Source organism: Acinetobacter sp. ANC_7588 (assembly GCF_056783995.1).
Genome location: NZ_JBWYIU010000007.1, coordinates 105,551 through 131,545, shown reverse-complemented (window position 1 = coordinate 131,545; position 25,995 = coordinate 105,551). Strand labels below are relative to the sequence as shown.

Sequence of the window (25,995 nt, the reverse complement as noted above, 5' to 3'; positions counted from 1 at the left end):
CCCTTTTTTTCTTTTAATCACTACTCTCTAAAATTTTCCCAAGGTTCAAATCTACTCGTTTCCAAATCAGATGAATTCCACTCATTTTCTTTTCGATAAAGGTACGTGCGATTGAACTGCGGGATGACCACCTCACTCTGGCTCGGTCGAATAAATACATAGTCATCAGGATGGATATCAATTTTACGATCGACACAAATCATTTCCTGGTTGGTGCTTCGTCCATACAATAAATGAGGATGAGATTTTGCTGGATAAACATATTGACCCATCCAATAGCCACCGTAGATAAAAACCGCTTGATGCTTCTGAAAGAATTTTATTTTTTTAAATGAAGGTATCCCTGGCAATGAGACTTCGTCTAATACTTTCAGTACGGGACTCGCAATATATAAAGCGGGTTTAAGCAAAGAAAGATGTTCAGAATCAAAATCGCTGGGCTTTAGCAACATTGAGCCAAATGACAGATCATTACACACACTATGTTTCACGTGAAAACTAAAGGTTGGACTTCCTCCTCCGTTAAAACACAGCTGAGCATGATTTAAATCTGGGAATTGGTGTTTTAAGATGTGCTGATAATTTTGATAAATATGTTGAGACTCAGCATAAGCTGTTTCTGGACGCTTCACCATCTTAGGTAGTTTAGTAACATGCGCATCGTAGCCCATTAAACCACTTAAATTTAGCGTTTTTTGATGCTGCTGAATATAATTGAGCATTTGTATAAATTCAGCAGAATTTTGAACGCCTCCACGATGTAATCCCACATCAATTTCAAGATTGATATTGAAGCTAAATCCCAGTTGATCAGCCAAGGCATGATATTGTTGCAAACGAGCAAAGGAATCAATTAACCAATGTATCTTGCATTTGATTGGCGTGTGATGGTTTTGATAAAACCTTTCTACTGCACGAATTGGCATCGGCTTGCCAAAGAGTAAATCAGCTTGATCAAAATGATTGAACATCAATTGTAAGTGATCAATATGAAATACCATAAAGTGTTGGGTGTCTAAATCGAAACTTAGCTTTTTTAACAAAGGCAAACAAGCCAAAGATTTAACGACTAACCGCGGTTTTAAGTGCTTTGCCGAAGCTAGCTGCTGTTTTACATAAGCAATATTAAAGTTTAATGCATCGTCATCGATCAAGAGCATAGGTTGACCTAAACCATGTGCCCGCAAATCATCATTCATTTGATTAAAAAAACTATTCATCTCTCATCCTTGTTGCCCAAGTAATAGTTTTTCAAGATAGGGATTGAGAAACTTTCGATGGGGATCGAGCGCTTCTCTGATTTGCATAAATTCATTCCATTTCGGATAAAGAGCTCGCATCTCTTGGTGAGACAGTTGATGCATCTTAGCCCAGTGTGGACGGCCTCGATATTTTTGAAAAATCGGCTCAATAAGATCAAATACTTTTTGAGGTGACTGCTTATAATATTGATGGATTGAAATCGAAATACTGTCTTGCTGATAGAAAGGACTTAGCCAAATATCGTCCCCTTTGACCACGCGGAATTCGATAGGGAAAAAAGAATTTATTTGATATTTTCTAAACGTTGCAATCACTTCTTTGATGCATTGAATACCATTCTCAATTGGAATTTGATATTCCATTTCATTGAATTTGGTATTCCGAGGTGTTGCAAAAATATCACCCGACCAATCAATGAATTCTGTTGGCTTCACAAAAACACCGACTAATTTTTGAAGATATTTCGTCAAAAAAGGGGCTTTTTTAGAAATTTCACAACACCATGTTAAAAGTTGATCCTCAGATGGCCAAGAAGTTTCTCTTGGCTTCACCTCACCCTCTATAACATCAAGTGTTTTAAAAATTAACTGATCTGTAAAAGGGAAAATAAAATACTCCAAATGCCGATGTTGGTGCATCAATTGGAGAAATTGATCAAGGCTTTCTTCTACAGGGGCTAAATGAATTTTCTCTTTCAATTTATATCTAGGGCGGTTTTGCATGGTTATTTTCGTTAATATCCCGAGCGATCCCAACGATACTCTACCTGCCTGAAAAATTTCAGGGTTCTCCGTCTTTGAGCATTGGATTAAATCCCCATTTGCCTGTAATAGCTCAAAATCTTCTACATAGCCTGAAATAGAATATAGCGCTGCACCTGTCCCGTGTGTTCCTGTAGATACAGCACCAGCTAAACTTTGTTGATCAATATCACCCTGATTCATAAGCGACTGCTCATAAGGCGCAAGATGCTGGCCTAAATTGAATAGTCGAGTACCTGCCCATAACGTCGCTTGGCATTTAGCCTGATCAGCATTTAAGACACTTGAAAATCGGTCTAAAGAAATAATAGACGCATCCGTTTTTACCAACGGAGTAAATGAGTGCCCTGCACCAACCACACGAACTTTAGGATGTTGAATCACAATATCCTGTAATTCATGTAATTGGTCTGGATATAAGATATGTTGCGGGTTTGAGTGGCAATATCCCGACCAGTTAGACCAATAATGATGTGTCAGATTACTCATGTTGCCAACTCCTTTTGTGCAACGGCGGTTTGAACATTTCCCCGATTGGTTCTTTTCTCTAATTCTTTTTGAGGTACTGCTTTAGGTACGCAATTTGATAATTGACGTTGTTCAGGTGGCAAACAAATCTGTTTAGCCAAATGTTTAAAATAGGTTTGAAAAGCTGCCAAAGTCCATTGACCAAATAAAGTGTGTCCACCTTCATAGGCTTGTTCTTGATATTCTTCGAATGTCGTGACATAGCCCATATAGTCATTACAATAAGATGCAAACCAAATTTTTGCGTTAGGAAATGTCGGTAATACACTTTTCTGAATGGTATTTAATACGCGCTTACCTGAAGTTGTTGTAAACTCTCCGGGAACACATACCAAAAAAAGTTGACCGATTCGAATGAGCTGAATTGGCACAATATGTGGCACTAAATCGCTTTCTTGAATTGCGCCGGCGTGAACTTGAGCATTCATTTCAGCAATGAGTGGATCTAAAACACCAGGAAGTGAACCTAATTTTTTTCCTAATATCCGATGCTGACCCGATTCAAAAATAATATTTTTGGGTCCTTGAGCATGATAAAGCTTCTGATAATAAGCACTTTCCACTGGATCTTTTGAATTCAATTTACTTCGTTTGAATTGTTTTGAAAGTAAATTCATAGCCATGATCAATGGCTTTGCAGCACCCACACCATCGACTGGTGTGCCCGCAATAAATGCTGTCCCATGACAAGCTTGGCTTGTTATCGCATTGCTATATCCACCTGAAAACTCTGGATCAGCCACAGTATTTGCCATATCCACATACTCGAGTACTGCATCCAAATCTTGATATTGGATGTTTTGATTCTGTTTCTCAAGTAAAGCGGCTAAAGCATACTCACTCTGTATACGACCATTGTTTCTCGCATAGATGTATTCTGCTTCACCTTTTATCTTTTTTCTGATCTTAGTCTGATTCTTTCCATGGAAGTGTGGTGACACATCGCCTGCTGTTGCTTGCGCAAATATACAAACTGGTCCATCCACCCCAGCAGCACTTAAGGTCTCTTCCGAAAGTGTTGCGGCATAGCCTTTATTATCACCATCATGAGCGTCTAATTGATTGCCCAAACATGTCGCATGCACACCAAAAAGTGACAACAGAGAATGAAGCTTTTCCCCACGATAAAAGCCAAGGACTTGCATTTGTCGATTGATTGCTTTGTAAGTTTCAGATTCATCGACGAATGCAGTATCGAGATTTCGATTATACGCTTTTATCGAGCGATTCCATGCCACAGGGACTTGCTCAGGAATGTCAATTGTCGCTAATCGAATCTCTGTAAAATCGCGATTGAATAATGCCTGTTGAATACTGGATTGCACAGCATCCACAACTGCATCAAGGTGCTCAGGCACAAATCCTGGTGTCGGCATATTATAAAGAGCTTCATAACCACAACCGCCTGGACCTGAATGGGTATGCGTTGCCATTAGGACCAAACGATGCGGATCGAAACAATCCCTCAACGTTTCATTCAAGCGTTGGATTACATTGATTCGAATTGCTGAAGTAATACAGCCAAAATCTAGACAACATAATATCAATGGGGCATCTTGATCTTTTTGAATGGTCACTGTTCTCGCATACAGCGCAGTTCTTTTTTTATAGGCACGGTGATGCCACATCCCATAGCCAAACATGGCATAGCCTTTGGGTTCGATGTTAATTTCATCTTTCCCCCAACCAACAATATACATATGCAAAATCCTTTTGCTTTTATTATTCGATTTTGAAACTTAAAATCTGTTTAAAATTTACCCTACTTCTCGATCAATTACATTATTCAGCACAAATAAATATCACCAACTTCACGAATAAATCGCAATAAAATGAAGTTAAAAAATATGAAATTTCGCCTAATTGACAAAATGTCACGTTTGCTCGACTAAAGGATAAATGTATTCCGTTTATTTTTTGCTTATCTTTTACTCAGGATTATAAAAATGAAGATGGATACTAAAATGAATTTAAGTCCGTATGACGAACTACCTAGAACGCCAGCAAATTTTGTTGCCCTTTCTCCACTCAGATATTTAGAGCGTGCGGCCTATATCTACCCTCAGCAAGATGCAATTATTCATGGTACACGCCGGATTAGCTGGAAAGAAAAGTACAAACGTTGCCGTCAATTTGCCGATCAGCTGCAAAAGCTTGGTATTCAAAAAAATGATACTGTGTCGGTATTACTTCCAAATATTCCAGCCATGATCGAAGCGCATTTTGCAGTGCCTATGGCAGGCGCTGTACTCAATACATTAAATACGCGCCTAGATGCAAAAACACTCGCATTTATGCTTGAACATGCTGAATCAAAAGTACTTTTAGTTGACCCTGAATTCTCAGAATTAGCACAGGAAGCTTTAGCACAAGTTCCTCAGGACATTTATGTTATCGATGTTGCAGATACTGAATATGAATTCAATGATCAAGCGCCCCGTATTGGAAAAATTGAGTATGAATCTTGGCTTTCACAAGGTAATCCTGAGTTTGAGTGGCAATTACCACAGGATGAATGGGATGCCATCAGCTTAAACTATACCTCAGGCACAACTGGGAATCCAAAAGGTGTGGTCTATCATCATCGTGGGGCTTATATTAATGCAGCGAGTAATATCATTGCTTGTGGTATGACACCCCGTGCCACCTATTTATGGACTTTGCCTCTGTTCCATTGTAATGGATGGTGTTTCGCTTGGACCATGGCCGCCAACGGTGGCACAAATGTTTGTCTTCGAAAAGTTGATCCAGCACAGATCTATCAATTGATCGCGGATCATCAAGTCGATTACTTCTGCGGTGCACCAATTGTATTGTCCATGTTGATCAACACACCAAAAGAGCAACAACGCGAAATTAATCATCGAGTCGAAGTGATGGTTGCTGGTGCAGCGCCACCAGCTGCCATTATTGAAGGTATGCGAAATCTAGGAATCAATGTTACCCACGTCTATGGTCTCACTGAAACCTATGGACCATCAGCACTATGTGCTTCGCAAGCAGGCTGGAGTGATTTAAGCATCCAAGAACAAGCTCAACTACATTCACGCCAAGGTGTACCTTATCCACTTCAAGATGGGATGAAAGTATTGGATCCTGAAACAATGCTGCCTGTACCGAATGATGGTCAGACCATGGGGGAAATTATGTTCCGTGGCAACATTGTCATGAAAGGGTACTTGAAGAATCCTGAAGCCACCGCTGAAGCATTTGCTGGTGGATGGTTCCATACTGGCGATCTTGCCGTATGCCAGCCTGATGGTTATGCCAAAATCACAGATCGCTCGAAAGATGTGATTATTTCTGGTGGTGAAAATATTTCTTCACTTGAAGTGGAAGAAGTACTTTATCAACACCCTGCCGTGCTGACAGCTGCAGTTGTTGCAAAACCTGATCCACGTTGGCAAGAAGTTCCATGCGCATTTATTGAATTGAAGCAAGGGCAACAAGCTACACCTGAAGAAATCATTGAATACTGCAAACAACATCTTGCTCGATTCAAGGTACCTAAAGACGTAGTGATTACTGAAATCCCTAAAACTTCAACAGGTAAACTGCAAAAGTTTGTGTTGCGAGATTGGGCAAAAGATCGTGCTGCACTCTAAATATTAAGCATCTAAGAAATAAAAAAGGTCTGAAACATCAGACCTTTTTTTTGACCATTAACGATCAGAGATAAGTGCAACTTGCTGAACGTAATTCAGCAAATTTAACTTAGATTGTGCAACAGCATCCTCACCTAAGTTTTTTTGAATATCACGTTCAATACGAAGTAAATGCTGACGTATTGCATGATGCTCTGCAGCATTGTAAGTCTTCATAAATTCTTTAATAACAGGCTCACCTTGTGCAATCATACGATCGACCCAGCGGTGCAATTGTGCTGTCTTTTTCGCCCCTTGTTGAGGTGTCAAATAAGATAAGATCATGCTCTCGTCTTCATTGCGTAATAATTTACCAATACGCAAAAATTGACGACGACGAGCCTCACCTGATGTTATCAATTGAACATCCAATAAAGCTTCAATTAAGCGCTCTTCCACAGGAAGGCTTTCAATCTTTTTTTTGGGTAACTCAGCAAGTTGAGCCCCTAAAGCAGCCATACGTTGTACAGCTTTCTTTTGTTCAGTTTTACTTGCACGTCCTTCTAAAGACTCAAAATCATCTTCAGTAAAACGTTGCGATCGACGTGCCACGATTATTCAGCCTCGTAAAATTTTGCTGCGAATAATGCTTGAACTTCAGACAAAGCTTTCTCTTCATCTGCCCCTTCAATCACTAGTCTTAATGTAGTTCCTTTGCCTGCACCGAGCATGAGCAAAGACATAATATTTTTGGCATCGACTAATTTATCGCCCTTACCAATTTTAATCGAACTTCGAAATTTGGTAGTGACCTCAATGAGCTTGCCTGACGCACGCGCATGTAATCCTAATTTGTTAATTACGTCAACAGTTGTGTCAATCATGACCAGTGCTTCATTTCTCTATGCAAGACCTGAATAGACCATTGTGCCTCAAGCGCCTTTTTGAGTCTATCCACAATAAATACAGAGCGGTGCTGACCACCTGTACATCCAATCGAAACCGTAATGTAATGGCGATGCCCTTCTGCAAAGGCAGGCAACCACTTCTCTAAAAATTGCTTTAAATCCTCAAACATCATATTCACTTGGTCAAATGATGTCAGGAATTTTTCAATGGGCTCATCTAAACCCGAATATTTTCTAAGCTCTAAATCCCAATGTGGATTGGGTAAATGCCGCACATCAAAAATAAAATCAGCATCCAACGGAATACCATGCTTATATCCAAAAGACTGTAAAATAACAATTAAGTTATCTACCTGCCCTAAGCGGGATAATAATGTATCTTTAAGATCATGGACACTTTTATCTGATGTATCAATCTGTACAGTTGCTCTTAATTGAATCGGCAACAGTAATTGTTTCTCTTCCTGAATGCACTCATTCAGACTTTTAAAACGATTCGCCAGTGGATGAGGTCGACGCGAGGCACTAAAACGAGCAATTAACTCTTGATCTTTGGTGGTGAGATAAATCACCTCGACCTCACCATGTTTTTCCAGTTGCTGATAAACTTGCTCAAATTCTTGCAAATCAGCGCGTGTACTCCGAACATCAACCCCTAAAGCCAATTGTTCTAAATTATTTTCTTGATCTAACTTTCCAACGATCTCAGGAAGTAATGCTAGCGGCAAATTATCGATACAGTAATAACCTAAATCTTCGAGAACCTGCAATGCAGATGACTTCCCTGAACCGGATTGTCCTGTAACAATAAGAATTCGCTTCATGCACCACACCTGACGATCATCATCGAGTTTAATCCTGTTTTAATGACTGATTTGTAAATTGTCGATCAAGCGTGTCGAGCCAATTTTCGCAGCAACAAATAACACAATATCTTGGTCAAATTGCTCAACTGCCTGCAACATTGGATTACGTGCTTCAACATAATCCACGACAAAGCCAGCATTACTTAAAGTTGATTTTATCTCAGCAAGAACCTCTGTAAGCGCTTGACCTTGTTTTAAATTTGTTTCAGCAGTTTTTAAAGATTGATAAATCACTGGTGCAATTTGACGATGTTCAACCGAAAGATAACCATTACGTGAACTTAATGCCAAACCATCTTCAGCACGTGTAATTGGCACACCAATAATTTCAATCGGCATGTTCAAGTCACGTACCATTGTCTTAATCACAGCCAACTGCTGGTAGTCTTTTTGACCAAAAAATGCAAAATGTGGTTGTACGATATTAAATAACTTCGTTACCACTACCGCAACACCATCAAAGTGCCCCGGACGTTGAGCACCACATAAATCATTGGTAATTTGACCGACACTAATGTTAGTTAAGCGAGGTTGACTGCCATACATTTGCTCAACTGAAGGTGCAAAAATAATGTCACAACCCTCTTCAGCCAACAACTGACTATCTTGATCAAGTGTGCGTGGGTAACTGTCATAATCTTCATTTGGGCCAAATTGAATCGGATTCACAAAAATACTGACCACAACCACATCACATAATTTACGTGCTTCACGTACTAAATTTAAGTGACCTTGATGTAGATTCCCCATGGTCGGGACAAAACCAATAGTCTTTCGTGCTTGACGAGCAGCATGAAGTGATGCGGTTAAACCATGGATTGTTGTTTCAGTTTTCATGATTAAAGCTCAACTTGGAACGTATGTTCTTTAGCAGGGAAAGATTGATCTAGTACAGCAGCATGATACGATTTGATTGCATCAAGAATGGCTGTTTCACCAGACTGTTCTTTCATAAAATTACGTACAAAACGTGCAACACGACCGAAGTTTAATCCCAGCATATCTTGAACAACCAGAACTTGCCCATCGGTTTGTGCCCCAGCACCAATACCAATCACAGGTACATGCGGAAATAGTTCTGTAATTTCTTGACCCAATTGTGCAGGTACACACTCTAGCAATAACACTGCAGCCCCAGCCTCAACAACGGCTTTACAATCAGCAATCAGTTGATCCGCAGCTTCACGCGTTTTGGCTTGTAATTTATAGCCACCAAATACATGAACGGATTGTGGCGTTAATCCAAGATGGATACACACTGGAATACCATTGCGAGTCAACACTTCTACCGTTTCAGCAAGCCAAGCACCACCTTCAAGCTTGACCATTTGTGCGCCAGCTTGCATCACTTTTTTCGAGTTTACTAATGCATCATTGAGTGTGGCATAACTCATAAAAGGAAGATCAGTTAAGATGAAAGCATGGTTATTTCCACGACGTACAACTGAGGTGTGATAGACCATATCTTCCACATTCACAGGCAACGTTGAATCATGGCCTTGAATAGTCATCCCAAGCGAATCACCAATTAAAATGGTATCTATTTCAGCAATTTCCATTGCCTTCGCCATACTGGCGTCATAACAAGTCAGACATGAAAATTTTCGACCTTGCTGTTTGAATTGTCTTAAATCGCTCAGACTGATCATAAGATGTCCTCTAACACAGTTCCTTAGAACATTTTAAAGTTTAAATATTGATCCAAGATGAATCTGCTAAAACATCCAATTGGCTGTGTTTTGCAATATTCGTTTCTCGAATTTTCTGTCCATGAATTTCTAATTCGACATCCAGATCTAATAACGGCAGTATGACAAAATCTCGCTCAAATATCCCGATATGCGGAACAGTTAAGCGATCATTTTGAATCGTTTGATCACCATATAACAATAGATCTAAATCGAGTGTGCGTTCACCCCAACGACGTAAACGCACCCGCCCTGCTTCATTTTCTATTTTTTGTAATTCATCCAATAATTCAAGCGCCGTTAGACTCGTATCTAAACGAACGACCGCATTGTGGTAATGTGGTTGGTCTTGAGGACCCATAGGTGGACTATGATAAAGCCTTGATGCTTTCACCACACCCAGCATTGCCAGTTTCGTATAGGCTTCTGCCATCAACTGCTGAGAATCACCTAAATTACTTCCCAGTCCAATATATGTTCGTACTGTCATTGGATAGGACCAAACACCACTGTATTTAAATCGCGTTTGACACGTTTACGCTTCAAAATAGGATGATCAGCTGCAATACCATTATCCAAAGCGATACTCGCATTTTGCTCTGTTCTTCGCTCATTCGCTGAAGCGGCCTTACGACTGCGGCGGCTACGTGACTCCGTTTCTTTAACTAGCGGTTCAATCTGCTGAGGCTTTGTTTCCGCAACATCTTCGGTCATGGCAACTTTACGTCGTGATTTAGTCCGTTGACGATTGTACTGCGCAATCACACGCTCTTTTTCGTCCAAAGACATCAACTGATAAGCATCCCACCATTGACCCATGCCATTGGTCGTCTGATCTCCAGACTTTTCACGCAGCAACATAAAGTCAAAACCTGCTCTAAAACGAGCATGACCTGAGAGTGCTTCAATTTGCTGAGGTTTTGGGTTCAACAAACGAGTTTGCATTTCCCAAACTTCACGAATAAATGTTTCTGCAAAACGCGGGATAATCGTGCGTGTCGCTTGGCGCTTCAGCACATCTAAGCCAGCTTGAGCACGTGCTTCAGCTGCCACAACACCTTTGTGCATATAAAAATCACAACGCTCAAGGAATGGTTTCCACAACAATACCGCATAGAAAAATGCAGGGTTGATCGTTTTACCAATTTGAATTCGCTGATCTGTATTTTTCGCTGCACGTTCAATAAATGCATCAATATGAGGAGGAATATCTGCAAATAATTGCTTCCAGATTCCAAACTCAATCAACATCGGGAGCACACGATTCAAATGCCCCATTGTGAATAACTTTTGAGATTCATCATATAAACGATGTGGTGATACATCACGTAAAAGCAAGGTTGCTTCAGGTGTAAATACGTCTAAAATTGCATGATCAATTTTAAAGTTAAGTTTCGCAGCAAATCTCAGTGTTCGTAACATACGAACTGGATCTTCTTCAAAGCGTAACTTTGGATCACCCAATAAACGCAATGTTTTTGTTTTTATATCATCAATAGCGTTACAGAAATCAAGAACGATACCCTTACGCGGTTGGTAATACATCGCATTGATTGAGAAATCTCGACGAGCAAAATCTTCCTCAATTGAGCCCCAATTATTATCTCTTAGAATCATCCCTGCAGCAGAAGTCACTGCTTTTTTAGGAGGAGCTCGGAAAGTGGCCACTTCAATTAATTCACGACCAGAATAGACATGAGCCAACTCAAAACGACGACCAATAATTCGGCAACGACGACCAAATACTTCTTTGATTTGTGAAGGTGTCGCATTGGTTACAGCATCGAAATCTTTAGGCGCAAGTCCAAGCATCAAATCACGGACACCACCACCGACGATATAAGCTTCATAGCCGGCTTTAGTTAAAGAATCAATAACATCTAAAATGGAAGAAGGTAATTGTGCAGTGGATAAACCGCACTTTGACGCGTGCAAAGTTTGCAAAAGACGCTGTCTCCTACGTCAGAACGTAAAATCATAATTGTGCTAATCATAGCTCTAACACAATCAAAGGGCAATTTTATTCTCCAAGATTCACCGTCAAAATTGATTAAATTTCAACACCCCTTAGTGCCATTTGACCTCTATAAAAATGTGTTAGAGGGCTAACTGGTTGCGATTCTTTTCGATAAACTTTGGACCTATTCCTTTGACATTTTGAAGTTCATCTACTGACTTAAAACTGCCATGCTTTTGCCGATACTCAATAATTGCAGCAGCTTTCTTCTCACCCACTCCTTTAATCATTTGTAGTTCAACCATTGAAGCCGTATTAAGACGAACTTTAGTTGATTGCCCGACACCACCAGCTGATTGCTTTGATGATGTATTTACGGCTGGTCGAGATAAATAATGGTTCGCACTTTGCCGGTTAAGTCGTTGATCATGAGCTTCTTGCTCTGCTTTCCATTTTAAGTAAGATTGATCAAACTGTTGTGGATATGCCGAACTGATTAAACTCACACATGCAGTAAATATCAGAAGAAGAAAAGAAATGATGCTATTCATGTTGAACCTGAATTTTATTGTTATGTTGCTTTAGATACACTTTTGCCTGATCCCACAATTGGTCCATTTCTTTGAGACTCATATTTTCAATGGGCGTATTTCTATTTTTTGCCTGCAACTCAATGTATGAAAAACGTTGTTTAAATTTGTGGATGGTTCCAAGTAGAGCCATCTCACTTGAAATGCCGATTTTACGTCCAACATTGATTAAAGAAAATAAACAATCTCCAAACTCCTCTTGTATTTCGTCGGAATTTTGATGGTTGAGCGCCTCTCTCAATTCAGATAACTCTTCATCTAACTTTTCATACGCTTGCTCAACATTTTCGAAATCAAATCCAATCTGAGCTACATTTTTTTGAATTTGTTCGGCTTGATCTAAGGCAGGACCCGCTTTAATTTCATCTAAACGTGATTTAGTTTTGTCTTTTTTCTCTTCAGCCTTAATTTTTTGCCAAAGTTCACTCACCTGCTGTTCATTCAGTTGTTCAAATTGAGCCGATTGAAAGACATGAGGATGTCTTCGAATCAACTTGTCGCACAGTGTTTCCACCACATCATGAAAATTAAATGCTCCTTGCTCACTATACATTTGCGATTGAAATACAACTTGCAGCAGAAGATCTCCTAATTCCTCTTTTACATGCGCTGTATTTTGTGATCGAACTGCTTCTTCAACCTCATAAGCTTCTTCAATCGCATAGCGAGTCAAGCTTTCAGGCGTTTGTTTTTGATCCCATGGACATTTCGCACGAAGCTCTTGCATGATATTTAAAAGTTTTTCCATGAAAGTTGATCTCTAGTGAATGATGAGTTTAAAGTTATTGTTGATTCAATGAACAATCTTATGCTCAACTAGGAACATAAAATGATGTAAAACAACAAGGATTTTCGATGACATCTAGCATTTTTATCAGTGGCGCAGCACAAGGGATTGGCGCAGCTACCGCAAAACTATTCTATCAGCAAGGTTATAAAGTCGGTATTTATGACATCAATCTCGAACAAGCTGAACAATTGGCTCAATCTTTAGGGCCAAATGCTAAAGCGGGTTTGCTAGATGTTTCCCAATACGACCAATGGCAAAGTGCTTTAACTGAGTTCAACGAATGGGCTGGTGAAATAAATATATTATTAAATAATGCTGGCATCTTATATTCAGGGGCATTCGAAAATACAGATATCTCATCGCATCATCGAACATTTAATATCAATGTTAACGGCGTTCTCAATGGCTGTCACGCTGCGCTCCCTTTCTTAAAACAGGCCTCCCACGCACGTATCATCAATATGTCCTCTGCTTCTGCTATCTATGGTCAAGCTGATTTAGTGTCCTATTCAGCAAGTAAATTTGCTGTTCGCGGCATTACAGAAGGTCTTGATGTTGAATGGCAAAAATATGGAATACGCGTATTAGACATCATGCCATTATTTGTTCAGACTGCCATGGTAAAAGGCATGGATGCGGGTACGATTCAAAATATAGGAGTCAGTCTCAGCGCCCAAGACGTTGCTCAGGAAATTTACCGTGTCGCACGTTTAAAAAACCATCACTTAACCGTGACTCACCATACTGTTGGCATCAAAACTGAACTGATGTATCACCTGTCAAGATTCAGTCCTCAATTGATCAATAGAGTGACAAATTTAATATTAAGTAAAAAGAAATGACAAATTAGTCACATTTGTGTAATATTCTCTCGCCCCAACAGGGGCATTTATAACAATGCGTTACAAATGAGAATATATAATGAAAAAAATTTTAACTTTAGCTATCGCTACTGCTTTAACAACGACTCTTGCTCAAGCTTCGGGTGAACTACCAACGAAACAACACTCAACTGCTGAACTCAAGGCAATGGATTGTGCAACACTAGCTGTTGAAAAAGCCAATGCTAAGCGTAACTTAGAAAATGCTGATAAAAATATTGCAGCTGCTGCAACCCAAACGCCAGCTAAATCATTGAGCAAATGGGCGGGTATGGCAGGTAATGCATTATCTACTTTCGGTGGCAACTCAGAAAAAGCAACAAAAATGGGGCAAGTTGCAAACTCTGTAGCGGGTGAAAGCGATACTTCTGATGCTGCAAATATTCCATTACAGCAACAGATCAAAGCTGCATCGCAAGCAAACATCGATAATATTGGAATCTATCAAGGTTCTAAAAAATGCAAAATCTGATTTAACTCTATTTGAGTGATCAGTCATAAAAAAGCCTGCTAAAGCAGGCTTTTTTTTAATTTCCTTGAACCAAACGTCTTGCGCTAATGATGCCTGGTTGCTGTTCCAATCGAGCCAACAAGCGAGACAATTGAGCCAAACCTTTGACCTCAATCAATAGTTTCATATTGGCAATACCATCCGCTTCCGAAATAGTATTCACTTGGCGAATATTAATCTGATCTGAAAAAATCACTTGGGTTAGATCCTTCAGCAGTCCTCGACGATCATAAGCCTCAACCACAATTTGGACACTCTGTCCTCTTGTCGGTTGCATTTCCCAATCTGCTTCAACAGCGCGTTCAGGTTCTTGGCTGATCATACGCACATAATCCGGACAAGCCACCTTATGAATACTCACGCCACGATTGAGTGTGATATATCCAGCAATCGACTCACCATGAACAGGCTGACAACATTGTGCAATATGTAGTTCAACATTATCCAAACCGTCAATCAGAATCCCATGCGCTGATAATGTATGACTCGCCCGTGGATTTAATGCTGGCTTCAGCACTAACTCAGGCTCATCTTGATCCAAGTGCATATGACGATTGACTTGATTAATCAATGCATGGAGACTGATATCTCCACTCACCAAGGATACAAGAATGTCCTCACCTGTTTTAACATTAAAGTGAGCACAATAATCACTCAAATCAATACTTTTTGGGTGAATTGCAAGACGTGATAATTCCTTGGTGAGAATCTCTCGACCGACTTCTAAGTTCTTACTACGGTCTTGCTGTCTGAACCAATGGCGCAACTTGTCTCTTGCACGTGCTGTCTTGATATAACCTAAAGAGTTCACCAACCAATCACGATTTGGCTCACGATCTTTCTTGGTCAGAATCTCGACTTGTTCACCTGTTTTTAATGTATAAGTCAGTGGCACATAACGTTGGTTCACACGTGCTGCATAACACTTGTTGCCAACCTCCGTATGCACATGGTATGCAAAATCTAAAACGGTTGAATTACGCGGTAATTCTTTAATGTCACCATCACGACTAAAAACATAAATTTTTTCAAAATCTTCAAAATCTTGAAGCTGATTGAAATTTTCAGTTTCGTCTTCATTCGGATGCGCACCTGCTTCATTTCGTTCTTGATAATGCTCAAGCACCGAACGTAAAGAGTGTAAACGATGATTAAATGAATAATCTGTAGTTTTCGCACCTTCCTTATAATTGAAATGAGAACAAACGCCTAACTCAGCTTCTTCATGCATTTCAGTGGTTCTGATTTGAATCTCTAAAGATTTATTTTCAGCAATCACTGCGGTATGTAAAGAGCGGTAACCATTGGCTTTCGGGTTAGTGATGTAATCATCAAACTGATGGGGAATATGACGCCAGATTTGGTGTACGATCCCCAAAGCGTGATAACACTCAGATACATTCTGAACCAGTACACGAACAGCTCGAATGTCATATAGCTGATCGAAACTTAAGTTCTTGCTTTTCATTTTTCGATAAATCGAATAAATGTGTTTCACACGACCTGAGATTTCAGCCTCAATACCATGCTTCAGCAACTCACTTTTCAGTTTATCGACCACGAATTGAATATATTGTTCGCGCTCTAAGCGTTTTTCATTGAGCAAAGATGCAATTTCTTTATAGCGCTCTGGTGCTAAATAACGGAATGCAAGATCTTCAAGTTCCCATTTTAACTGCGCGATACCAAGACGATGCGCCAAGGGTGAGTAAATGGTTAAAATTTCTCGTGCGACACGCTCTTGACGCTCTTTTGGAGAGTTTGCCAACTCACGCAAAGCCAGCGTACGCTCAGCCAACTTGATTAATACAACGCGAACATCCTCTGTTACTGAGATCAACATCTTGTAAATCCCAGTTAAATGTTCACGCTGATTATTATTGAAATGATCTTCTAAACGTTTATTTTTTTCGATCAGCTCTGACAACTTACCCATAGCCAAAGTGCCTTTCACCAAATTGTAGACACTTTCACCAAAGCTTTTACGAATCTCCTCAAGCGACGTCATGCCCTCACGCACACTACGATAAAGCATCGCTGCTGACAAAGTATCTTCATCAACATGTAGGTGAGCCAAAATATCTGCCATACCTAAGCCAGTCGCGAAGGTATTGGTTTTATGATGGTGATCAGAAGTCAGTTCTTTTTTTAAAACACTAAGAGCGACTTCTTCTAATTTTTTAAGTTCTGCACCGTCTAAAATAATCCGCGCACGGTCTAGCCAAGTTGCTAAACCAAGTTGCGCTTCAGCGGCATGTTCTACAGTCGTTTCCTCAGACAACTCAGTCAGTCGTCCAGGTAACTGCTCACGTACTGTGACCATACCCTTCTCCTTTTTTAAATCTAATCTTCATTTTATTAAATCAACACTTAGCACTAGCTTTTTTCAAATAAAGCAATAGATTCAACATGGCCTGTATGACTGAACATATCCATCACACCAGCTTTCTTCAACTGATAACCATGTTGTACTAAAATCCCTGTATCACGTGCTAATGTAGCAGGATTACAGGAAACATAGACGATTTTTTTTGCACCAAAATTTGGCACATAGTGCATAATTTCTTCAGCTCCAGCGCGTGGAGGGTCTATTAAGAGTGCATCGAACCCTTGATTTGCCCAAGAATGTTGCGAAAAATCTTGCGTTAAATCCTGAGCATAAAATTTTACGTTTGTGATGCCGTTTTTCAGTGCATTTTCTGTCCCACGCATCACCATTTCCTCACTTCCCTCCACCGCGACGACCTCACCCCGTGTTACAGAACGTGCAAGTGGCAATGAGAAATTCCCTAAACCACAGAATAAATCAAGAACACGCTCATTTCCGCTCAGGTCAAGCAATTCACATGCCAGCTTCACCATTTGTGGATTAATGGTGGGGTTAACCTGAGTAAAGTCAGTCGGTTTAAATCCAAACGTCACGTTAAAATCCGGTAGTGAGTAATGTAATCGCTCAGATAGGTCACCATCCGCACGATGAACACTACTTACACCAGCTGGTTGCAAATAAAGCTGCCATGATCTTTCTAACGCAAATTCACGCAGTTGGTTGACATCATTTTGCAGTAATTTGTTGGTATGACGTATCAAAAGTGCAACCTCTTGATCTCCTTTCGCCAATTCGATATGACCTATATCTGCTTTTGCTTTTAGATTTTCAAGGAGTACCTTGAGGTGAGGTAACGCAGCATCTAGCTCTGCATCTAAAATTTTGCAGGTTTTAATTTCAGTAAGCTGATTAGATTGAGCCTCACGAAAACCCATGACTAATTTATTTTTTTTAGCAATGTAGCGAACGCCAATACGAGCCTTGTGACGATAATCTTCACGTGTCGAACGCAATGGTTCTAGCCACGACTCTGGAAGAGCACCTGCAAAGTGGGTGAGATGCGACTCTAAAACTGATTGTTTTAAACGAATTTGTTCATCTAATTTTATGTGCTGCATATTACAGCCTCCACATTTTCCAAAATGTGGACAAACTGGCTGTGTACGAATTGGACTCGGCGCCCCAATCAACTGCACACAATCAGCTTCTTCTAATTTTTTTGCCTGATGGGTAATTTGAGCTTCTACTGTTTCTCCTGGCAGTGCAAAACGAATAAAGACCTTTTTACCCAATTTGTCTTGAGGATGTTCCTGTCCTTGAAAATGTGCGATCCCTCGCCCTTCGTGTGAAAGTCTCTCAACTGTAAATGTATAACGAGGAAGTTGAGATGAGCGATGTGCGGCACGTTGTTTCAAAGAGATAACCTAATGTTGAGTTGATTTAAAATCCGAAGCGGTGAAGTCAGTTTTTTCAGCAGTTTCTTGCCAAATACGCAAAAATTCTGTTTGCTGTGGTTGACCTTGAAGATAATGAATCGTCGCTTGAATCCAGAGACGATGATCTTCAGGCAAAATCTGTCCTTTTAACAATACATAGCGCAGATAGACTAACCATGTGTTTAAAACATCCCCTTCACAATAACTGGTTAATTCTATCCAATTATTGTTACGAACATATTCAGGGATAAAATAACCTGGTGTTCCGCGCTTACCCGGGTAACCGAGCATATAGGCGACATCATCCAGTTTTTGGAAGTGACGCGCATTAAACATTGCCATAAAATCCATCAAATCAATATGACGATGATGGTAACGATTCTGGTAGTTATTATAGCGCTTTTGTGTATCAATTTCGCCTTGATCAAACAGACTTGGCGCAGACAACCCATGATACATTGCTCTATACATAATAACAGGCAGATCAAATTGGGAGCCATTCCAACTGACTAAAGTCGGATTACGTTTATCAAAAATTGATAGAAATTTTTGTAAAATTTCAGGTTCTGAATAATGTTCACGACTGAATGAAAATAATTTCATTCCCGCCTTTTCATCAATCCATAGTCCTGAAATACAGACAATTTCATGCAAAGCAATTCGCTGAAAGTCAGTGCCCGCTTCTTGACGTCTTAACTTACTCAGCGCTTGTTCAATACTATCTTCTGGTAAATCTAAGCCATATAGATGCGCTCCTGATTTAAGATCGGTCAATGTTTCAATATCAAACACTAAAACAGGTAAGCGCATATAGATTTACTCGAATTTATTGTTCATCTTCTACAGAGAATAACCCCGTAGAGAGATAACGATCACCACGATCACACACGATACATGCAATCACAGCACTAGGATGTTGTTCAGCGATTTTTATTGATGCCCAAACTGCACCACCAGAAGAAGTACCAGCACTAATTCCTTCCTTACGTGCCAATTGACGAGCCATTTTTTCAGCTTCAATTTGTGGAATATCCATAATTTGATCAACACGAGAAGCATCAAAAATCGTCGGTAAATATTCTTGAGGCCAACGGCGAATACCTGCAATATTCGACCCTTCAGATGGCTGTAGACCAATAATTTGAATATTTGGATTTTGTTCTTTGAGGTATTTTGAAATCCCCATGATGGTTCCCGTTGTTCCCATCGAACTTACAAAATGCGTAATTTTACCGCCAGTTTGTTGCCAAATTTCTGGACCAGTTGTCAAATAGTGTGCTTGGACATTGTCTGGATTACCAAATTGATTGAGTACTAAACCTAGACCATCTTTTTCCATTTGCAATGCGATATCACGAGCTTCTTCCATATTCTCGGATTCAATAAGCTCAGCACCATACGCACGCATTGCATCTTTGCGCTCTTGACTCGAGCTTGCAGGCATAATCAATTTCATTTTATAGCCACGCATTGCCGCAACCATGGCTAATGCAATACCTGTGTTACCGCTAGTCGCTTCGATCAGCGTATCACCTGGCTTAATGTCACCACGTTTTTCAGCTTGCATGATCATGTTATATGCTGGGCGATCTTTGACAGAGCCCGCTGGATTATTACCTTCCAGTTTTGCCAATACAGTCGCTTGAGTATGACTTGCCAGACGCTGTAACCTAACCAATGGGGTTTTACCCACATAGTGGTCTAATAAAAAATCGTCTGATTGAAAATCTACTTGTGTATTACTCATTATTTGCACCCATATTGAGGTGCAGGTATTGTATGAAAAAAAGTATCTCACTGCATCAATTTCAAAGGCTTTTTAATGAGGGTGATTAAAGCACCATCATTTTTTTAAAGCGTGCTAATATGCCCAACATGGGGAATGAGTCACTCTGCACATGTCGAATTTGAATAAAAAAATCTTCAATCGCTTAAAACTAAACCATGCTTATGGGCAATTGATTGCCCTCATTTTTGTACCCATTGCGGTACTGGCAAGCGTCGGCTCTGCACTGGTACTCACAGAAACGTCTAATTCCGCAAAATCAGAACAACGCTTTGCCGCAAATGCAATTTTAAGTCGTTATAAATACACGACAGAAAACCTACTTATTGCGCTTGAAAAAAACCCCTCACAAGCGCAACAAGACCGCGCTAAAAGCATCTTACAAAAGATGTTTAATGAAAAGTATTTACTCAGTGTCGCAGTCCTAGACCAACAACAAAAACCTTATTTTGGGTTAGGCTATCGCAATGAAAAACCTTGGCCTAGCTTCCCGACCAATGTACAAACATTTGGTCCGATTAAAGATCAACATAATCATATTTATGGCTTAGCATTAAATACGCCTGATCAAAGTAAAAAATGGCTTGTTATCGAGCTAGATAATCAACCTCTCGCCATCTCTCAATATCGTGTTTTCATTGTACTGATCACGACGGGTTTGTTGACACTTTTACTCTTATTACTGTGCTTGAACTTTTATTCACGACGTTGGATTGCACCTATGTACGAAATACGTATGCAATTACAGCGACTCAATGCAGACACACTCGACCAACACATGGTCATCAATAGTACTGGCGAGTTAAGGTTACTCCAACGTGATATTGCGAATGTCGTGAAGCGTCTACATTTCAGCTTTTTAGAGCTGAAGGAACATACCGAGCAGACCGAAGACGATTTAAGACGTACGCTTGATACACTTGAAGTGCAAAATATTACTTATAAACAAGCACGCGATCAGGCCATTTCATCCAATCAGGCAAAATCTGTTTTTCTTGCCAATATCAGTCATGAGTTGCGTACCCCGCTGAATAGTATCGATGGTTTTATTCACTTGTTATTGCGCCAAGAGAATCTCAGCAATGATCAAAGCCTGTATTTGCAAACGATTCGCAAATCATCAGCACATCTTTTAGCACTGATCAATGACGTCTTGGACTTTTCAAAAATTGATGCCGGTAAACTTGAATTAGAAACCGCATCATTTGATTTAGAAGAAGCGATCTTCGATGTTATGGACATGTTGTCGCCATTAGCCGCCCAAAAAAATATCGACATGGCCTTCTACTATGCCGATAACATTCCAAAGTATGTGATTGGCGATGCTTTACGTTGTAAACAGATTTTGACTAACCTGATTTCAAATGCCATTAAATTCACCCCTGATGGTGAAATTATTGTACGTGTTCGCATGGAGCATGACGATCTAGAACATTGCCTATTACATTTCAGTGTTCAAGATAGTGGTATTGGATTAAGTGGTACAGATCGGAAACGGTTATTTGAATCTTTTTCTCAAGGCGATGCTTCCGTCACTCGTCAATTTGGTGGCACAGGTTTAGGCTTAGCAATCTCAAAACAATTGGTTAATCTGATGCATGGCCAAATTGGCTTTGAAGATAACCAAGAACGCGCCCCAACTGAAAAGGGTTCAACATTCTGGTTTACTGCGAAATTTGCGGTTGATGAATATGAAATTATTCATCCGCAATTCCATGACATGCGTGTCATCTCCTATTTAGCCCACCCTGCAACTGCGAATGTTTTACGTCATTATTTAGAAAATTATGGTGTTGAACACACAGAAGCTCAATCCATTCTAGATTTATTCAGCCGTCTAAATGGTTTGACACATCAACCTGAAAATACGTGGTTGATTGTAGATCACAGTGGTGATCCAGAGGCTTTATTAAAAGAGATTCGCGGACGTTATCAAGGTCACTTAGCCGTATATGGCTATCAGATGGCGCTCGACCTCAACATGTTGAATGAATACAAAGCGAGACCACTGTATCAACCTCTGAGCCGTTCATCATTAATTCAGCTTTTGGAAAATCAGCCAATATTTGAAGTAGAACCTCATGATAACTTTAAAGCCCTTAATTTACATGTGCTTGCAGTAGACGATCATCTACCAAACTTAATCGTTTTAGAAGCTTTGCTCGGCGAAATTAATGTTCAAACAACTAAAGCGCAAAGTGGACAAGAGGCACTACAAATTTTACAACAACAGATTCAAAATGATGAAAAGCCGTTTGATCTGATATTTATGGACATTCAAATGCCAGTGATGTCTGGCATCGATACGACTCGTGCGATCAGATCGTTAGAATCCACCATCGAGGGACGTCACACACCAATCATTGCACTCACAGCACATGCTTTAGCAGATGAGAAACAAAAATTACTTAAAGTCGGCATGGATGACTATGTCACCAAACCAATCCAAATGGATCAGATTATTCAAATTCTGACCCATTGGAGCAGTGATAAGTTTATTCATCCAATTAAATCCCAAGAAAAAACTTTACGTATCGAAACCTTAGATCATCAGGTTTTAGATTGGAAACAGTGCGTTCAATTGGCAGCGAATAAAGAAGACTTAGCACAAGATTTATTGAAGATGCTGGTGGACAGCTTCCCGAATGAACTTGCTGAAATAGAACAACTCATCGAACTTGAAGATTATCCGCAGCTCGAACATGTATTACACCGTTTGTATGGGGCAACACGCTACGTCGGCACTCCGAATTTACAAAGCATCACAGGTGAATTTGAACAGTTCGTTTCAACGCTGCGTAAAGAGCGTAGAAAAGCAGATGAGCAATTTATTGAAAATGTGATGAAACGACTGGATGAATTAAAAGATGCGATTGTACAAGTAAAAGAAGCAGCCGAGTCTATTTTGAATCATTAATAGACGATCAACGCACTGTATTAGGCAATACGTGATGACTCTACTGTCACGACAGTCTATTTTGGACATGTTATGCTTAAAACAAGGAACAATAAACTCGAGTCACAATAATGGCTGTAATACGTGTAGAAAAAAATAATGGAATTGCGACGGTTTTTCTGAATCGTCCCGACAAACGTAACGCGATGAGCTTTCAACTTTTGAAAGAGTTGGTGCAAGTCGCAAAAAAAATTAAATCTGATCGTACTATCCGCTGTGTGATTCTCACTGGTGAAGCCAACGTATTTAGTGCAGGTATTGATTTAACAGACCTGAATAATCCACAAAATCGTGCTTATGCCGCATGGGAACTCATTAAGCCTGGTCAAAGTCTATTTCAAAAAGCTTTTTTAATCTGGCAAGAACTCCCAGTTCCAGTCATTGCAGCTATTGAAGGGTATTGCTTCGGTGCAGGTATGCAATTGGCTTTAGCGGCTGATATTCGAATTGCTCACCCCAACACCCAAATGTCGATTATGGAAACCCGTTGGGGCTTAGTTCCAGATATGGGGTTAACACGCTCAATCAAAGGTATTATTGGAGTCGACCTAGCCAAAGAATTATCATTAACAGCACGTGTATTTGATGGTCAATATGCCAAAGAAATTGGATTGATCACACATGTTGATAACGCGCCGATGCAAAAAGCTCAACAGCTTGCCGACGAAATGTTGCAGCGCTCACCTGATGCCTTAGCTGCAGTAAAACAAGTCTTAGATGCGATGGAACACGCACCCAAAAAATCACTTCGTCTTGAGAAAATTTGGCAACTCAAATTACTCCTTGGCAAAAACAGTCAAATTGCGCGTAAAAAAGATAAAAATCCAGATTTGGAATTTCTACCACGTCAATTCAAATAAATTGGTTTTCAAACTTAGATCAGGGATTAGCTTCAATAATGATTAACGGTCAAACTAAAATCGCATTCTTAGGTATGGGTTTAATGGGTAGCAGAATGGCGACTCGATTGATACAGGCTGGGTTTTACACTGCTGTCTGGAACAGAAGCCCCAACGCATGTGAGCCGTTAATCCAGCTTGGGGCACATCCCCTTCAACTCTCTGAGATAGCACAATTTGATCTGATCCTAACTTGTTTAGCCGATGACAATGCGGTAGAGGCTGTTTTTTCTCAAATTGAATCACTGATTCAACCCGAGCAGATTATTGTGGACTTCTCGAGTCTATCTGTGGATAAAACTAAAAATCTTGCACAACGTGCAACTGCTAAATCAGCGCATTGGATAGATTCTCCTGTGTCAGGTGGAACAGCTGGTGCTGAAAATGGCAGTTTAGTTATTTTTGCTGGCGGACCATCGAGCATCATCGAATCTTTACAACCAATGTATCAAGTTCTTTCACAACGTGTAACCTGTATGGGTGGAACTGGAACAGGACAAGCCACCAAAATTTGTAATCAACTCATCGTTGCTGCAAATAGCACACTCATCGCAGAAGCTGTTGCTTTAGCAGATCAGGCGGGTGTTGATACTCAACTGCTTGCACCTGCCTTAGCAGGTGGATTCGCCGACTCTAAACCTTTTCAAATTTTAACACCACGTATGGCAACGCATGAGTTTGAGCCTGTGCAATGGAAAGTTCAGACCCTGTCTAAAGATTTAAATAACGCCTTGAGTTTGGCTCGACAATTTGACCTTAATATTCCTGTCGCTCAACAAGCCTTAGAACAATTGAAAGCGCATCAATCCAATGGCTTTTCTGAATCAGACCTTGCCTCAGTCATTCTGCAAGTTGAACAAAACAATAAATAGGTCGCATTCAATATGAAGCTCGCTGTTAATTTATCGATGATCTTTACAGAAGTTCCACTCATTGAACGCTTTGCGCTGGCTGCTGAATATGGGTTCCAACATGTAGAAATTCAATTTCCATATGAGCTGAGTATTGAGCAAATTCAGCATGAACTTAATGAACATCAACTTAGCTTGTGTCTCATCAACGTTCCTGCCGGAGATTTAATGCAAGGCGGATGCGGATTAGCAAGTATCCCAAGTAAAACTGATGAATTTAAACAAGCTGTTGACTTAGCGATTGAATATGCATGCTCACTCAATATACCTCGAGTGAATATTTTGGCTGGCAAGCAACCAGATAATGTTGAATATCAGGTCTGCTATGAAACCTTAGTCTCAAATCTTAAATTTGTCAGCGAGATCTTCACAGCGCATGGGATTCAACCCGTTTTTGAGATGATTAATGGCTTTGATATGCCCAACTTCATGATTCAAACAATGCATCAAGCCAAAGAGTTACTGAAAGACGTCAATCATCCAGCTCTAAAAATGCAATTCGATTGCTATCACATGGCTAGAATGCAAGAAGACCTGATTCTGTCACTCAAAGAAAATATGCAACACATTGGGCATATCCAATTTGCAGATGTACCAGGTCGCCATGAACCACTCACAGGGATAATTGACTATCCCGCTATTTTTGAATGCATTGCAAATAGCATGTATGAAGGATTTGTCGCAGCCGAATATCGCCCCCAATCTCATTCAACAGATTCTTTCGAATGGAAAAATAAACTTCTTTAATATCATCATATTGTGGTATAAAATTTGTTCAAAGTTTGAATTTTCAAGCAGAAAGCGCTATAGTAAAAGATGAGTTATAGTCAGGAAAATACACTTCTCATGAATTTAGAACCATCGCCCGGCGCTTCTAATTCTCACGAACTCTCTTTGAATTCTCCAAAACAAGACGTTCAAGCTTGCTTAAAAGTTGTTCAAGAAGCATTGCTTGACGTTAAAGCAAAAGAAATCACAACGATTGATGTTAGCGAAGTGAGCAATGTTGCAGATGCAATTGTCATTGCTTCAGGTACTTCTACACGTCACGTGAAAGCGCTTGCAAACAACGTCGCTGATGAAGCACGTAAAGCAGGTTTTCGCCCTATCGGTATTGAAGGCGAAAGCGATGCAGAATGGATCCTTGTTGATCTTGGCGCTGTTGTAGTACATCTGATGTTACCTACAGCACGTAAGTTTTATGATTTAGAAAACTTATGGCGTAATGCTTCAACTACAGAGTCTGTAGCATAAACATATTAAAGCGACCTTCTTGGTCGCTTTTTTATACTTTGCATTTTATATTAATAACAATAAAGCCAACAAAAAAGAACTCACTAATTTGGTTTAC

Annotated in this window: 24 protein-coding genes; 8 read left to right on the top strand and 16 right to left on the bottom strand. The window is 40.0% G+C overall.

Annotated elements, in window-relative coordinates; genetic code table 11:
- Positions 1–20: 20 nt before the first annotated feature.
- From AC1M9J_RS08515 to AC1M9J_RS08505, 3 genes are read right to left on the bottom strand one after another with little or no spacing between them, the layout of a single operon-like run.
- Positions 21–1,220, bottom strand: coding sequence for an alanine racemase (locus AC1M9J_RS08515; RefSeq protein ID WP_481587549.1), 1,200 nt, complete (start codon positions 1,218–1,220; stop codon positions 21–23).
- A gap of 3 nt (positions 1,221–1,223) precedes the next feature.
- Positions 1,224–2,513 (bottom strand): D-arabinono-1,4-lactone oxidase, encoded by a 1,290-nt coding sequence (locus AC1M9J_RS08510; RefSeq protein ID WP_481591530.1) that lies wholly within the window; start codon positions 2,511–2,513, stop codon positions 1,224–1,226.
- Positions 2,510–4,252, bottom strand: a complete 1,743-nt coding sequence (locus AC1M9J_RS08505; protein ID WP_481610011.1) for a neutral/alkaline non-lysosomal ceramidase N-terminal domain-containing protein — start codon at positions 4,250–4,252, stop codon at positions 2,510–2,512. The genes AC1M9J_RS08510 and AC1M9J_RS08505 overlap by 4 nt, the downstream gene beginning before the upstream one ends.
- A 264-nt stretch (positions 4,253–4,516) precedes the next feature.
- On the opposite strand from AC1M9J_RS08505, the gene AC1M9J_RS08500 reads away from it, so the two are divergent.
- The gene (locus AC1M9J_RS08500) at positions 4,517–6,157 is read left to right on the top strand and encodes an acyl-CoA synthetase (protein ID WP_481587552.1); all 1,641 of its coding nucleotides are present in this window, start codon (positions 4,517–4,519) and stop codon (positions 6,155–6,157) included.
- A gap of 57 nt (positions 6,158–6,214) precedes the next feature.
- Here AC1M9J_RS08500 and yjgA read toward each other — a convergent pair whose 3' ends face one another.
- The 9 genes from yjgA to mazG all read right to left on the bottom strand — a co-directional run bounded on the left by yjgA (position 6,215) and on the right by mazG (position 12,893).
- A complete protein-coding gene (gene yjgA, locus AC1M9J_RS08495) occupies positions 6,215–6,748 on the bottom strand; it encodes a ribosome biogenesis factor YjgA (RefSeq protein WP_035265351.1) in 534 nt (177 codons plus the stop codon).
- A gap of 2 nt (positions 6,749–6,750) precedes the next feature.
- Positions 6,751–7,020: an HPr family phosphocarrier protein gene (locus tag AC1M9J_RS08490; protein ID WP_035265349.1), complete on the bottom strand. Its 270-nt coding sequence runs from the start codon at positions 7,018–7,020 to the stop codon at positions 6,751–6,753.
- Positions 7,017–7,868 carry an RNase adapter RapZ gene (rapZ, locus tag AC1M9J_RS08485; RefSeq protein WP_035265345.1) on the bottom strand — a complete coding sequence of 284 codons (852 nt, stop codon included), beginning with the start codon at positions 7,866–7,868 and terminating at the stop codon, positions 7,017–7,019. The genes AC1M9J_RS08490 and rapZ overlap by 4 nt, the downstream gene beginning before the upstream one ends.
- A gap of 39 nt (positions 7,869–7,907) precedes the next feature.
- Complete coding sequence (gene panC / locus AC1M9J_RS08480; RefSeq protein WP_481952158.1) at positions 7,908–8,747, bottom strand: pantoate--beta-alanine ligase; 840 nt, start codon at positions 8,745–8,747, stop codon at positions 7,908–7,910.
- A gap of 2 nt (positions 8,748–8,749) precedes the next feature.
- On the bottom strand, positions 8,750–9,559 hold the full coding sequence (gene panB / locus AC1M9J_RS08475) for a 3-methyl-2-oxobutanoate hydroxymethyltransferase (RefSeq protein WP_481591533.1): 810 nt from the start codon (positions 9,557–9,559) through the stop codon (positions 8,750–8,752).
- Between the two features lie 40 nt (positions 9,560–9,599).
- Positions 9,600–10,088, bottom strand: a complete 489-nt coding sequence (gene folK, locus AC1M9J_RS08470) for a 2-amino-4-hydroxy-6-hydroxymethyldihydropteridine diphosphokinase (RefSeq protein ID WP_035265339.1) — start codon at positions 10,086–10,088, stop codon at positions 9,600–9,602.
- A complete protein-coding gene (gene pcnB, locus AC1M9J_RS08465; protein ID WP_481952157.1) occupies positions 10,085–11,542 on the bottom strand; it encodes a polynucleotide adenylyltransferase PcnB in 1,458 nt (485 codons plus the stop codon). The genes folK and pcnB overlap by 4 nt, the downstream gene beginning before the upstream one ends.
- 153 nt (positions 11,543–11,695) lie before the next feature.
- The gene (locus tag AC1M9J_RS08460) at positions 11,696–12,106 is read right to left on the bottom strand and encodes a ComEA family DNA-binding protein (RefSeq protein WP_035265336.1); all 411 of its coding nucleotides are present in this window, start codon (positions 12,104–12,106) and stop codon (positions 11,696–11,698) included.
- Positions 12,099–12,893 carry a nucleoside triphosphate pyrophosphohydrolase gene (mazG, locus tag AC1M9J_RS08455; RefSeq protein ID WP_481587553.1) on the bottom strand — a complete coding sequence of 265 codons (795 nt, stop codon included), beginning with the start codon at positions 12,891–12,893 and terminating at the stop codon, positions 12,099–12,101. The genes AC1M9J_RS08460 and mazG overlap by 8 nt, the downstream gene beginning before the upstream one ends.
- A 107-nt stretch (positions 12,894–13,000) precedes the next feature.
- Here mazG and AC1M9J_RS08450 point away from each other — a divergent pair, with 107 nt between their 5' ends.
- Complete coding sequence (locus AC1M9J_RS08450; RefSeq protein ID WP_481607825.1) at positions 13,001–13,777, top strand: SDR family oxidoreductase; 777 nt, start codon at positions 13,001–13,003, stop codon at positions 13,775–13,777.
- A 79-nt stretch (positions 13,778–13,856) separates the two neighbouring features.
- The gene (locus AC1M9J_RS08445; RefSeq protein ID WP_035265332.1) at positions 13,857–14,288 is read left to right on the top strand and encodes a hypothetical protein; all 432 of its coding nucleotides are present in this window, start codon (positions 13,857–13,859) and stop codon (positions 14,286–14,288) included.
- A gap of 55 nt (positions 14,289–14,343) precedes the next feature.
- Here the strand turns inward: AC1M9J_RS08445 and AC1M9J_RS08440 are convergent, their stop codons facing one another.
- From AC1M9J_RS08440 to cysM, 4 genes are read right to left on the bottom strand one after another with little or no spacing between them, the layout of a single operon-like run.
- On the bottom strand, positions 14,344–16,650 hold the full coding sequence (locus tag AC1M9J_RS08440) for a RelA/SpoT family protein (protein ID WP_035265331.1): 2,307 nt from the start codon (positions 16,648–16,650) through the stop codon (positions 14,344–14,346).
- A gap of 53 nt (positions 16,651–16,703) precedes the next feature.
- Complete coding sequence (gene rlmD, locus AC1M9J_RS08435; protein ID WP_092768317.1) at positions 16,704–18,071, bottom strand: 23S rRNA (uracil(1939)-C(5))-methyltransferase RlmD; 1,368 nt, start codon at positions 18,069–18,071, stop codon at positions 16,704–16,706.
- 9 nt (positions 18,072–18,080) lie between these two features.
- Positions 18,081–18,902 (bottom strand): 3'-5' exonuclease, encoded by an 822-nt coding sequence (locus AC1M9J_RS08430; RefSeq protein WP_481952156.1) that lies wholly within the window; start codon positions 18,900–18,902, stop codon positions 18,081–18,083.
- Positions 18,903–18,918: 16 nt separating this feature from the next.
- Positions 18,919–19,839, bottom strand: a complete 921-nt coding sequence (gene cysM, locus AC1M9J_RS08425; protein WP_481588705.1) for a cysteine synthase CysM — start codon at positions 19,837–19,839, stop codon at positions 18,919–18,921.
- A gap of 151 nt (positions 19,840–19,990) precedes the next feature.
- Here cysM and AC1M9J_RS08420 point away from each other — a divergent pair, with 151 nt between their 5' ends.
- From AC1M9J_RS08420 to rsfS, 5 genes are all read left to right on the top strand, one after another.
- On the top strand, positions 19,991–22,795 hold the full coding sequence (locus AC1M9J_RS08420) for a GacS-like sensor histidine kinase (protein ID WP_481607823.1): 2,805 nt from the start codon (positions 19,991–19,993) through the stop codon (positions 22,793–22,795).
- Positions 22,796–22,905: 110 nt separating this feature from the next.
- On the top strand, positions 22,906–23,694 hold the full coding sequence (locus AC1M9J_RS08415; RefSeq protein ID WP_092768311.1) for a crotonase/enoyl-CoA hydratase family protein: 789 nt from the start codon (positions 22,906–22,908) through the stop codon (positions 23,692–23,694).
- A 35-nt stretch (positions 23,695–23,729) separates the two neighbouring features.
- Complete coding sequence (locus tag AC1M9J_RS08410; protein ID WP_481590400.1) at positions 23,730–24,605, top strand: NAD(P)-dependent oxidoreductase; 876 nt, start codon at positions 23,730–23,732, stop codon at positions 24,603–24,605.
- A 12-nt stretch (positions 24,606–24,617) separates the two neighbouring features.
- Positions 24,618–25,391, top strand: a complete 774-nt coding sequence (locus AC1M9J_RS08405; RefSeq protein ID WP_481588703.1) for a hydroxypyruvate isomerase family protein — start codon at positions 24,618–24,620, stop codon at positions 25,389–25,391.
- A 99-nt stretch (positions 25,392–25,490) separates the two neighbouring features.
- The gene (gene rsfS, locus AC1M9J_RS08400; RefSeq protein ID WP_481610023.1) at positions 25,491–25,898 is read left to right on the top strand and encodes a ribosome silencing factor; all 408 of its coding nucleotides are present in this window, start codon (positions 25,491–25,493) and stop codon (positions 25,896–25,898) included.
- Positions 25,899–25,995: the final 97 nt, after the last annotated feature.

What these genes read in the sequence shown, in the direction of transcription:
- AC1M9J_RS08515 (WP_481587549.1), bottom strand. Translation starts at nt 1,220, where the DNA reads ATGAATAGTTTTTTTAATCAAATGAATGATGATTTGCGGGCACATGGT.
- AC1M9J_RS08510 (WP_481591530.1), bottom strand. Translation starts at nt 2,513, where the DNA reads ATGAGTAATCTGACACATCATTATTGGTCTAACTGGTCGGGATATTGC.
- AC1M9J_RS08505 (WP_481610011.1), bottom strand. Translation starts at nt 4,252, where the DNA reads ATGTATATTGTTGGTTGGGGGAAAGATGAAATTAACATCGAACCCAAA.
- AC1M9J_RS08500 (WP_481587552.1), top strand. Translation starts at nt 4,517, where the DNA reads ATGAATTTAAGTCCGTATGACGAACTACCTAGAACGCCAGCAAATTTT.
- AC1M9J_RS08490 (WP_035265349.1), bottom strand. Translation starts at nt 7,020, where the DNA reads ATGATTGACACAACTGTTGACGTAATTAACAAATTAGGATTACATGCG.
- rapZ (WP_035265345.1), bottom strand. Translation starts at nt 7,868, where the DNA reads ATGAAGCGAATTCTTATTGTTACAGGACAATCCGGTTCAGGGAAGTCA.
- panC (WP_481952158.1), bottom strand. Translation starts at nt 8,747, where the DNA reads ATGAAAACTGAAACAACAATCCATGGTTTAACCGCATCACTTCATGCT.
- panB (WP_481591533.1), bottom strand. Translation starts at nt 9,559, where the DNA reads ATGATCAGTCTGAGCGATTTAAGACAATTCAAACAGCAAGGTCGAAAA.
- folK (WP_035265339.1), bottom strand. Translation starts at nt 10,088, where the DNA reads ATGACAGTACGAACATATATTGGACTGGGAAGTAATTTAGGTGATTCT.
- AC1M9J_RS08460 (WP_035265336.1), bottom strand. Translation starts at nt 12,106, where the DNA reads ATGAATAGCATCATTTCTTTTCTTCTTCTGATATTTACTGCATGTGTG.
- mazG (WP_481587553.1), bottom strand. Translation starts at nt 12,893, where the DNA reads ATGGAAAAACTTTTAAATATCATGCAAGAGCTTCGTGCGAAATGTCCA.
- AC1M9J_RS08450 (WP_481607825.1), top strand. Translation starts at nt 13,001, where the DNA reads ATGACATCTAGCATTTTTATCAGTGGCGCAGCACAAGGGATTGGCGCA.
- AC1M9J_RS08445 (WP_035265332.1), top strand. Translation starts at nt 13,857, where the DNA reads ATGAAAAAAATTTTAACTTTAGCTATCGCTACTGCTTTAACAACGACT.
- AC1M9J_RS08440 (WP_035265331.1), bottom strand. Translation starts at nt 16,650, where the DNA reads ATGGTCACAGTACGTGAGCAGTTACCTGGACGACTGACTGAGTTGTCT.
- AC1M9J_RS08430 (WP_481952156.1), bottom strand. Translation starts at nt 18,902, where the DNA reads ATGCGCTTACCTGTTTTAGTGTTTGATATTGAAACATTGACCGATCTT.
- cysM (WP_481588705.1), bottom strand. Translation starts at nt 19,839, where the DNA reads ATGAGTAATACACAAGTAGATTTTCAATCAGACGATTTTTTATTAGAC.
- AC1M9J_RS08420 (WP_481607823.1), top strand. Translation starts at nt 19,991, where the DNA reads ATGTCGAATTTGAATAAAAAAATCTTCAATCGCTTAAAACTAAACCAT.
- AC1M9J_RS08415 (WP_092768311.1), top strand. Translation starts at nt 22,906, where the DNA reads ATGGCTGTAATACGTGTAGAAAAAAATAATGGAATTGCGACGGTTTTT.
- AC1M9J_RS08405 (WP_481588703.1), top strand. Translation starts at nt 24,618, where the DNA reads ATGAAGCTCGCTGTTAATTTATCGATGATCTTTACAGAAGTTCCACTC.
- rsfS (WP_481610023.1), top strand. Translation starts at nt 25,491, where the DNA reads ATGAATTTAGAACCATCGCCCGGCGCTTCTAATTCTCACGAACTCTCT.